General features: G+C 66.6%; 6 protein-coding genes. All 6 read right to left on the reverse strand.

The features are described 5' to 3' along the window. Positions 1–1,862: AAA family ATPase (locus RUR49_RS14745; RefSeq protein WP_409147162.1), on the reverse strand; the 1,862-nt coding region annotated here is incomplete at its 3' end. A gap of 136 nt (positions 1,863–1,998) precedes the next feature. Then, the gene (locus RUR49_RS14750) at positions 1,999–2,244 is read right to left on the reverse strand and encodes a hypothetical protein (protein WP_409147163.1); all 246 of its coding nucleotides are present in this window, start codon (positions 2,242–2,244) and stop codon (positions 1,999–2,001) included. A 55-nt stretch (positions 2,245–2,299) separates the two neighbouring features. Beyond that, complete coding sequence (locus RUR49_RS14755) at positions 2,300–3,160, reverse strand: hypothetical protein (RefSeq protein ID WP_409147164.1); 861 nt, start codon at positions 3,158–3,160, stop codon at positions 2,300–2,302. Between the two features lie 120 nt (positions 3,161–3,280). Then, positions 3,281–5,200, reverse strand: coding sequence for a DrmB family protein (gene drmB, locus RUR49_RS14760; protein WP_409147166.1), 1,920 nt, complete (start codon positions 5,198–5,200; stop codon positions 3,281–3,283). A 10-nt stretch (positions 5,201–5,210) separates the two neighbouring features. Next, a complete protein-coding gene (gene drmA / locus RUR49_RS14765) occupies positions 5,211–8,678 on the reverse strand; it encodes a DISARM system helicase DrmA (RefSeq protein ID WP_409147167.1) in 3,468 nt (1,155 codons plus the stop codon). Next, positions 8,675–10,405 (reverse strand): Eco57I restriction-modification methylase domain-containing protein (locus tag RUR49_RS14770; RefSeq protein ID WP_409147168.1); only part of this gene is annotated, 1,731 nt, incomplete at its 5' end. The genes RUR49_RS14770 and drmA, both read right to left, overlap by 4 nt.

The raw sequence follows: 10,405 nt of genomic DNA on the forward strand, positions 1-10,405 counted from the left end.
ATCCTCCGGTCGTCATTCCAGAATACGTGTGGCGCAAAGTTGGCCCCCGACAGTTCACTCACGCGCCGGCCTTCTTTTTCATAGGCGCGCAACATGTCCAGGAAGATGCGTTCCGCCCGCTTCGCCGGAGGCTCGCCGCCAACATCATCGGCCGCCCCGCTCGCGCGGACGAAAACGCCGGCCTCCCACCGCAGGGTGATCACGTCGCCGATGCGGCCATAGTTTGCCTTCATCGTTTCCAAGATGCGAGTATCGGGGTCGGGCCTGCCCTCGATCATTGGTCGTTTGAAGTAGAGCCGTGAGCGGACGCTGTTGTTCCAGGCTGTGCTGCCCGACGTGCCGCTCCCGCTCGCCATGCCGCTCAACGACGGGTGCGCGAGCAGCACAATCGTCGTCCCGCATTCGATCGCGAGGCCGCGGAGGAGGCTGACGAACTGGCGCGCCTGGGCGCGATCATTCTCTTCTCCTCCGAACACGTCGGCGAGAGTGTCGAGCACGACCAGCGTGGGCTTGATCTCGCTGACACGAACCTTCAGCGCAGCATAGAGCCGGGTCGCCCTGAGGATGTTCGACTTCCACTCTGCCGTCGCCAGGAGCGCGTCGAGGCCGGCGAGCGAGCAAATCGAAAGCGCTTCAAGACGATCGAGGTCGATCGGGACGGCGCGCGCCACGTCGACGAGCCGGCGGTGGACTTCGTCAATCTCATCCTCCGCCGTGAGGAAGATCGCGGGGCCAAAATCTTCCACATCGATGCCGATCCACGGCACCCCGAGGACCGCCGAGACTGCCAGCTGCAGGGCGATCAGGCTCTTACCCGTCCCACCGTCGCCATTCAGCATCGTCACGGTACCGGCCGGGATCAATCCGTCCACGAGCCAGCGCCGCGGGGGAACCGGCATGCCGGCGAACGAAGCGGCCGAGACCATGGGGAGCGGATCGGCGGTGCCTGCCGCCTCGAACACCTCGCCCGTCTCCGGGTCGTGGGCGGGCAGCTCGAAAGCTTCGGCCTCGATCTTCGCGAGGATGCTTGCCGGGATGGCGCGTGGCTTCTGCATGCCGGCCTTCAGGCCGCTGTTGATGGTCGCGCGGCACTGAAGCGGCCCGTCGTCCGTCCACAGGCCGTTGGTGCGGCATGCCCCTTCCAGTGCGGCGCGCACGTCGCCCTCGGCCAGGAAGCCCCCGGCCACGAACTCACCGAGCGCCAAGGCCGCGTTGTTGAGGCGGTTGTTCCTCCCGGGGGCCAAGCACGCGGCCAGTGCCTTGACCTCCTTCAGAAGCGCACCGCTCGCCCACGCCTTCACGAGCGGGTGGTCGGCGTGATGATCGTACTCAACGGAGGCAACCCCCTGGGACGCTTCGTCCTCGGCCTCGTGCCCCGCCTTCTCGCCCGGCGATTTGATGAAGTGCGCCGCCTCGTCGAAGAACTCCGTGATGGCTTCTTCGCTGACGGCAACGAGGTTGTCGCGCTGCGTGTCAGCTGGCGAGCCGACGCGCCACTGATAGGGCTGCCCATCAGGGTGGGTGCCGTCCGCGACGAACTGCTGCCCGCGCCCGAGCACTTCGACCATCCCGCGCTCGCCCGAGATGGAACGCTTCGAGGGCTCGCCATCGGCCGCGGCGTAGACGAGCAGGAGACGCGGGCTGTCGGCGCGGAAACGGATGATCGCATCACCCAGGAGGTTGAAGGCGAGGCCAGCAACCTGTCCGGCCACCGCCGAGTCGTCGATGTCGATATCAATCGCCCGTAATCCGTCGCACAGGATGCCGGTGCTCAAGGCGTTCTGAAGCACCGGAGCGCCCGGAGCAGCGCACGGCGGCGGGTCGAGCCGAGCGACGGTGGTCCAGCCCTTGCTGTACGGCATCTTTTGCCGTGTTCGCACAGGTACGGGTCGGTAGCCGTTGGCGAAGACCGATTGCCGGAATGCAGCTGCCGACGCTCGCGCATCGTCTTCCGGGCCGCGACGCTGCGGGTGCGGGGCGCTGGGGAGCCTCATCGCCTTACTCCCCGACACGCGGCAGGGAGGCGAGATAGCTGCGCAAGTCGCTTTCGAGGATGATGGTGCGGGCACCGATCTTTCTCGCGACAATACGTCCGTTGCCGATCTCCATGTAGAGCTTCGCCCGGCTGATGCCGAGCCTGAACAGGATTTCGTCAATGCTGTTCGCCCGCTCGACGAACGGCGTCCGGCCGTCAGACGGAACCTCAGTGTTGGGGATCAGAATGAGAGCATTCGATTCGCGCATGGCCACCTCCGTCAACAAGAAGACGGAGACAGACATTGGGGAGGCGCGTTCCCGCCTAAAGCGAGCTGTTTTTGGGATCGGCCGTCAGGCGTTGACTCGCCTTGTGAACGGCATCCTCGACCCTGTTCCTCCAAACAAACTCAGGCGGAAGCGGACTGCTTCTGGAGAAGCCATACTTGGAAAGCAAATTCTGAAGCGTTTTCACACTCGGAACATCTCTGCGCCCGTCGCTTTCCATGCGTCGTTTTAATTCTCTAGCAATTTCTTCGTTTGTCATTCGGCTATTCGCGTCTTTTATTTTTGACATATATTTCAAGAGATGCAGGTGATTATATGATTTGCTGGGGGCTCCCTGCTTGTTAATTGGGGTTGTTATTTTTAATGGAAGCTCGCGACCAAGGGACCCCTCTGAGATCAATCGAACAGCAAGGGTTCGCCAACCTTCCAGGGTCATGGGACAGTCGTAGGCTACAAACAACGATCGAAGCCTAGTCTCGATGAGGTCAATAATGAATTCTTCGGATTCGCTTTCGGCCCACAGGATCGGCCCTCTGCTCAATTCCTTCCAAGCGCTTGAAAATTCCTCGTCCTCTGAATAAGATCGAGCCTCATTTTGATCTAGCCACTCATAGTAGACGTGTTGCGCGGGCAGCTTTATGTTTATGCCCTTCGCAATATCGCGCCATATTATATTTTCACCGAAATCAGCGACGCGGGCGATGGCAAACAGAAATTGATTGTCACGCAGTTCAGTAAAGCGGCTACGATTAAAGACAACTTGGCTGAGATCAACCTCGTCACTTTCGCCTTTGCGCGGCCCATCCGACCACCTGACCAGCAAGCGATGTTTCCCGAACAATTCGTCCAGAATCTTCACAGATCGGATGCGCGGCGGCGGGTCAATATCTGCACTCATGACAAGCACGCGTCCTAACGTTAAGATTGTTGATGCTTGGCCCTTCGGCGTGCGGCTTAATGCTGGAGTTGAAGCGGCCCTTCGACGCCTCGGCTCGCAATTATTCTTGTAGCGGACGGATCACACCAGGGGCGCGTCCGATGGAAAATAGGCGCACCCGCTGACCGCGAGCGTCGGAACCAGCAGGCTCCGATCGAGGAACACGTTCCGCTGCTCGCAACTCGTTTCCGCGATGAGGAGGCAACCGTGGCAGGCGGCGCCGTGTAGGGCTCGGTCTTCCGCTGCGTGGGCCGGTTCGTGGTCGGCGCAGATCGGATCGCCGGAGCATAGGGCAAGTCGATCGAGTGCTGACTTCAGCACAGCGGGGAAGCGGCGCGTGACCTCCACGAGGCCGCCGAGCGTGCCCTGGTTGCCGGCGCTGGCGGTGTAGATGAGGATACCGCAGTCCGGCGGCTGGCCCGGCATGGATGGCATGAGGTAGAGGCGCTCCTTCAACGAACTCGCCGGGTATCCGCAGTCGATCGCGACCTCGGTGATGAGGGCGTGGGCGAGGCTATGGGCCATGACGAACTCAAGGCTTTCGCCCTCCTTGGGAACTGCGGCCGAAGCCCCGCGGTCCTTCCGCGCCTTGGTCCAGGTTGTGACTCCCTCCATCAACGTGCGCCGCCTGTCGGCGATCTCGGGGCGCGCGATCCAGGCGGCGAGCGCCAGCGGGTCGAAGCGCAGGAAGAAGCCCTCGCCGAACTGCTCGATTGCCGGCAGCCAGTCGGTGTCGTCGGCGAGCGGTGCGCCGTTCACCGCGAGGCCGACGTCCTCGATACCGTCGTCGGCGAGAGGTGCCGGCTCGAAGCGGGTGAAGCCGTAGAGGCAGGCGACCTCACGCAGGCGGTGCACGGCGACCAGCGACGCGATTCCCCGCAGGAGTGGGGCCCGCTCGCGGTCCCAGACACTCCGGTCAAGCGTCTCGGCATGCAGCAGCGCCTTCGGATGGTTCTCGCCGATGACGGGGCGACCGCACGCCAACACCTGATACTCGGCGATGCGCGGGTTCTGGGCGGCCTGCGGGCTCGACGGCGCGGGTGCGGCCTTCCTCGCCTCGATGCGCGCAAACACGGCCGCGTCGCCGAAACCTTCGAGGTTAGCTGCAATCGCCTGATTGAACCGGCGCGCCATCGTCACCTCGCCGGCAGAGGCGCTGCTCTTGATCTCCGACCAAACCGCGTCGAGCGCCCGGTCGAGGGCGTCGTTGGATTCCGGCAGGGAGATCACGCGCACGATCTGGGGGAAGTAGGTGTTGGTGGCGCTGCGGGTCAGCAGGCGGAGCCCCTTCGGCGCATCGCAGCCGGCCGGATCGTCGGGGCCGATCCACGGCCGTTTGCCCTGGCAGGTGCCGAGGCGACTCTGCTGGAAGAGCTCCTCGAGTGACAGCCGCGCACCGCAGTCGCATACGACTTGGGTGTCACGCGGATCGGCGCTGGTGCCGGCGTCGACCAGCCACATCGCCTGCCGGCACGCACGTCCCCCACCCTCCTCGTCGGATCGCCCAGCATGCACGACACGCCGCCATTCGATGTCCTGCAGGTGGCCCTTCTCGCAGCCGCAGACGAAGCGTAGCGGCGAGACGCGACGCCGCTTCTTGTCGTCGATGTATTCGAGCAGCCGCGGTGGGTCGAGATCGCCAAGGCGGACGATGCGGCGGCGGTTGCTCGTATCACCCTCGACGGCGTCGCAGGCGAACCACTCCGGGAACACCTTCGCCTTGATGGCCGGCGAGGCGCGCCTGGGATCGCCGGCGTCGATCGGCGGGGTCCGGAACCTGAGCGGCTTGCCGTTCGCAAGTCGCTTGTCGGCGGCATCGCCGAGCCGCCGCTCCAGTAGTTGCGCCAGCCGCGGCTCCTCGATCGTCTTGAAGGCGTCCTTGCCGAAGGCCTCCCAGTCCTGCAGGCCCATGATCAGTACCGACCGCTCGGGAAGGTCCATCATCGCGCCGGGGCCAAACAGCCCGACGACCTGCCCCATCCTCACCTGGCTCTTGGGCATGCGCCGGACCTCAGCTGCTGAGTTCTTGGTAGCGGTGATCGATGATCTTCAGCGCCGACGCGTGCTCGACATCGCGCATCGAACGGCCCGCCGTGAAGGGGGCGAAGTCGGGGCCGAGGCTCGACAGCAGCGCGTCGAGCGGGTCGTGCAGGAGGGCCTGGCCGGCTGGGTAGCCGTAGTAGAGCTTCCCGGCGTTCGAACCCCGATCCTCGGCGATCCGCTTCCATGTCGCGAGCAGGTCCTCGACGATCGACCGCAGGGCGGCGTGACCGCCGACGACCGCGCTGTCTGGCGCGCGAGCGAGTATGATGTCGACGATATCCTCTGCCTTCACCTGGTCCGGCATGTCGATGGCGTCGCCCTCCGCCACGAGATCGGGATTGAGGTGCCGGACGCAGGCGACGACGACGGCCGCCAGCGCCCGATCGATGGCGCGGGCCGCCCACGGCGTGACGCTGGTCGCCTCGACAGCGCGGTAGAAGCAGGCGTGGAACTGGCGGAACTGCTCGTAGTGGAGGCGGTCGCGCGGCTTCTGCGCGTTGAGCAGAACCACCACCAGGCCCGGCTTCGCGACCTCGCGGCCGACGCGGCTGGTCGCCTGGATGTACTCGGAAGCCGACTTCGGCTGGCCCTGCACCAGCATCAGCCCGAGCCGGCCGATATCGAGGCCGACCGAGATCATGTTGGTGGCGAGCGCCACGTCGACGCTCTTCTTGTCCGTCGCGGGTTTACCCAGCGCGTCCTTCGCGGCGGCGACCTTGTCGGTGCTCTCGCGGGACGTGAGCTCGAGCACCTCGCGGAGGTAGCGATCGGCGAAGGGCTGATCCGGCGGCGAAACGCGACGCCGCTTCGTCCCGTACTGAGCCAGTCGCGTCCGAACCTCGTCCTCAACGATGCGGCGGGCGCCGCCGAGCTCGCGGAGCGCGTTGAAGTAGCCGAGCGCCGTCATATAGGCGTCGGCTTCGTTGTCGTCGTTCGCCTCCTTCTGCGCGGCTGCGAGCAGTGAGAGGAGCACGTTCAGGAATACGAGCTTCGGCCCCTTGCCCGGCGCGGCGAGGCCGAGATAGAGGCGCGCCGGCTTCTCGCTCGGCGGGGCGGTCCTGGCGAAGAAGCTGTCGCGGCGGTCCGGGCCGGGCGGCGGGAAGATCTCGGTTGCCGCGCGGTCGAACAGCGCCGTGATCTGCTCCGTGGCGCGCCGCACCGTCGCGGTGGAGGCGACGACCTTCGGCCGGATGCGCTTGCCGAGGCGCGAGCGTGTCGCCAGCCGGTCGAGTGCCACCTCATAGAGCGCCGCGACGGTGCCGAGCGGCCCGCTGATGAGGTGCAACTCGTCCTGGATGATCAGGTCGGGCGGGTCGAGGGTGGCGCCGTTCTCCAGCCGCTTCCCCTCGCCGCGCCCGTCGTTGGGGCCATAGAAGCCCCAATCGTCGGACCTGTTGACGTGGCCGAAGAAGGCGCCCGCCTCGCCGAGCCACGGCAGGCCGGCGAACTTGTCGACGGTGGCGATGACGAAGGCCGGCAGCCGCCGGTAGATCGTCTCGTCGACCGTGAGGATCGGCAGATCCCTGTCGCCGGTGAACTCGCAGTCAGCGTTCGCGCAGCGGATCGCCATGTTCTTCGGCGCCAGGGCGTTCGGCGTGCAGGCGAAGCTGTCGCGCGTGAATGCCGTTCCGCACCAGGGGCAGGCCTTGATCGGCGCCGGGGCCTCCTTGCCGTCGCGCTGGAAGCGCCGGACGCGCACCGCCGCCGTCTTTGGATCTGAGTTACCCTTGCCGCCCAGACGGTTCGGGGACGCCGCGGCGCCGACCCACAGGCCGATCTCGATCGGCCAGTCGCCGAGCATACGCGTCTTGCCGTCCATCCAGGCCGGCTCGCCGCGCATCAGCTCGAGCGCGCAGACGACGCCGGAGGCGCGGGCGAGCTGGTCGAGGGTCAGCAGGCGCAGCGTGTAGCGCATCAGCACGGCGACGCCGGCGCCGAGCTTGCCTCCGGCCGTCAGGCGGCGGTGGGCGATCGTCCAGGCGGCGAGGCCGAGATAGGCCTCGGTCTTGCCACCGCCGGTCGGGAAGAACAGCAGGTCGACGATCTCGCGCTCGTCGCTCAGCTTGTCCTGCAGGCCGGGCAGGTTGAGCAGGATGAAGGCGAGCTGGAAGGGCCGCCAGGTGGGTGGCTTCTCCTTCGCCGGATCCCCGCCGGGGCCGGCGTTGCGGCGGCGGGCGGCGCGGGCGACGGCCTCGTTCATCGCCCGGAAGGCGAGCCGGGCCCAGTCGTCGCGGCGCAGGAGCTCGATGCCGGCGGTGATGCGGTCGGCCGCCCGGTCAGCCTTCTCCAGCAGGCGGTCGGCCGCCTCCTGACGCGGCGCGCCGTCGATGGACGCGACGCCGGTACGTTCAGTGGCGATCCAGCGGCGATAGTCGTCGGGCAGGCCGGAGAGGGCTGCAGCGAGGGCATCCCCGCTCTCAGCGGCGAGCTTCTCGAGCGCCTCCATGCCAAAGGTGGCGGAGATCTCGAGGTTCGGCTCGACGCGCTCTACCTCGGCGGCGGGCAGGAAGTCCGTGTGGGCGGCGCGGACGATGCCGTCCTCGTCAGCCTCCCAGCCAGCGGAGGCGTTGCAGCCGACGGCGAACTCGGCGACGTCGCGGTAGTGCAGGTCGGCGGTCGCCGCGTCGGTGTCGTCGGAGCCGAAGCCGCTCATGTCGATGCGCGGGTGCAGCGGCAGCTCGGTGCGGACGCGCACCTCCACCTGGAAGGCGAAGGTGACGTCGGCGAAGCGGCGGCGGGCGGGGTCGCGGCGGTTGACGAGCATGACGGTGAGCGCGCGGACCCTCGCCACGCTGCCGTCCGGCCGGTTCAGGTCGTAGGGGCGGCCGAACACCTCGACGACGAGGCCGCCGCCGGGCCGCTGCTGGCCAGCGGAACTGGGCAGGATGGCGGTGGAGCGCTTGCCGGGCTCCGGCACGGGGATCGTGACGCTCGCGTGGCCCGGCACGCGCTGCCACTGCACCTTCTTCAAAGCGGGGTCGTAGGCGGCCTTCTCGTCGGTGAAAACCTCCGGCGGCACCGGCGGGATGGTGACGTAGTCGCCCCAGCTCACCTCGACGTCGATCGTCTTCACCGTCGCGTCGACCAGCACCGTCAGGCCGCAGGCGGAGGGGGCGAGCGGGCGACGGGCGGCGGGGTCGTCAGGGGCGGCGTCGTCGGCGGCGCGGGCGGTTCCCGTCTCCGGATCACTCTCCTCGCCGGGGTCCATCTCGACGTCGCCGGTGTCCTCCGCGAGGCCCTCCTCCTCCCGGCCGTCCTTCGCCCCGTCGACCGGCGCGGGCACGAGGTAGCCGGTGAGGTACCATCGCGAGGGATTGGTCTCGAGGAGCTCGGAGGCGATGTCGGCGTCGCGCGGCGACGGGCCGATGAGGTCGCGGCGCAGCGTCTCGACGAGCCGGCCGCGCACGGCCTCGGCGGACTTCAGATCGATCGTCATGCCTCGACCTCTTCTTCTTCGTCCGCTGCTGCCGGCGCGAGACCGGCGCGGCGCTCGGCCTCGGCACGCTCGGCGTTGAGGGCGAGCAGGCGGGCGAGCACCTCGTCGCGGAAGTCTGACGGCCAGAACAGCCGGCCCTGATAGGTGTGGTCGTCCTCGGTGGTCTCGTCGAGGAAGACGGGCTCGGCGCGCGCCTCGAGGTCGTCCCAGCCGTAGGCGGCGAGCACGGCGCGGTCCATCTCGGCGTGCAACTCGCGCAGTCGCTCGATGTCGGCGGCCGTCTCGTCGCGGTCGTGGAAGCGGTTGTAGGTCTTCGTCATGCCCTCGTTGCGGGCGACCATCAGCGCAGCGCGGTGGTCGTGGTAGGCCTGCCCCGCGGCCTCCAGTGCCGGCGAGGTCTCGAAGCCGGGCGGGAAGGGGAAGGTCTCGAAGCAGTCGGAGGGGGTGTACTGAAGATCATCCTTGAGCGTTGAGCTAAAGAATCTAGTCCAAATTTCGTGAACTCGACTACTCATGATCCCTGAAGCGGCAAACTGATCCCAGCGAAAGAGAACTGTCTTTTCGTTGTATACAACGGCGCGAGGGAGGAACGTAAAGGCAAATGCATTCCCAATTCTTGAGCAAGCCAAAACGCGCCGTAGAGGGGAGATGCCTCTATATAGACCATCGCGGCGTCGCAGAAACCTCCACCATATCCTCTTGCCCGCCGCGTCTTTGATGGCAAGCCGCCCCGACTTAACCCTCCGCACAACGATCTCGAGCAAATCCGGCCAATCAGCTGCTACGGGATCTGGATAGTCCGCCGAAACAAATCCGGAGCGCAGTTTCTCTCGCTGTGTTTCCTCGCGCAGGCGATGCCACGGGTGCGTCGCCGCCGGATCCCGCATCAACGGGAAGTCAGCGAAGTCGATGACATATCGATGGTGTGCATGCGTCGGAGAGTTGTTGACCTCCTCGCCACCGATGTACGGGAAGATACGCTCAGCGTTCCGCGGCTCCTTGGCGATCAGCGCGCGCATCGTCTCCAGGCTCTCCGCCTCGCCCTTCGCCGCCGCGACATCGTCGAAGGTGAAGCCCATTCCAAGAATGTACGATCCAATGAAGGCCTTCCGGGCGTTCTCGGCGAGGCGGGCCGGCGCGCCGTCGAGGTCTCCTTCGACGAGGTAGGCCGAGATCCGCCGAGCCGGCCGTCCATCCAGTCGAGCATGCCAGATGTCGCCCTTGACGACGTGCACCACGCTCACGACGACCGCCGCCTCGCCTGGCCATTTCAGCCGCCGCGTTGCGTGCGCGACCGTGCCGCCCGCCTCGATGATCGCGCGCAGGCCGGTGTCGCGCGTGTCACCCTGTCCGATGGTGTTGGTGGCGATCAGCCCGAACGCCGCGTCGTGCCGCAAGAGCGTGAAGGCGCGACGGAAGAAGTGGGCGACGAGATCCGCGTTGCCATGCGCGCCGGCGTGCAGAGTCTGCAGCCACGGCAGATAGTGCTCGCGGTTGCCGCCAATGATCGTGTTCTTCCCCGCGAACGGGGGGTTGCCTATGATGGCGTCGAAGCCCGGATTATCGCGGGCGAACACCTCCGGGAACTCGACGGGCCAGTGGAACGGCACGAGCGGGTGCCCACCCGTCCGCAGGCCCACGGCGGCTGCGCGTAGCTCGTCCCACCGCACCGGATTGCCGGTGACCCAACTTTCGATCGTCGAGCGCCGCTTCTCACGCGCCTTCGA

This window comes from Pseudoxanthobacter sp. M-2 (genome assembly GCF_046156265.1).
Lineage (GTDB): Bacteria > Pseudomonadota > Alphaproteobacteria > Rhizobiales > Segnochrobactraceae > CAMDHY01.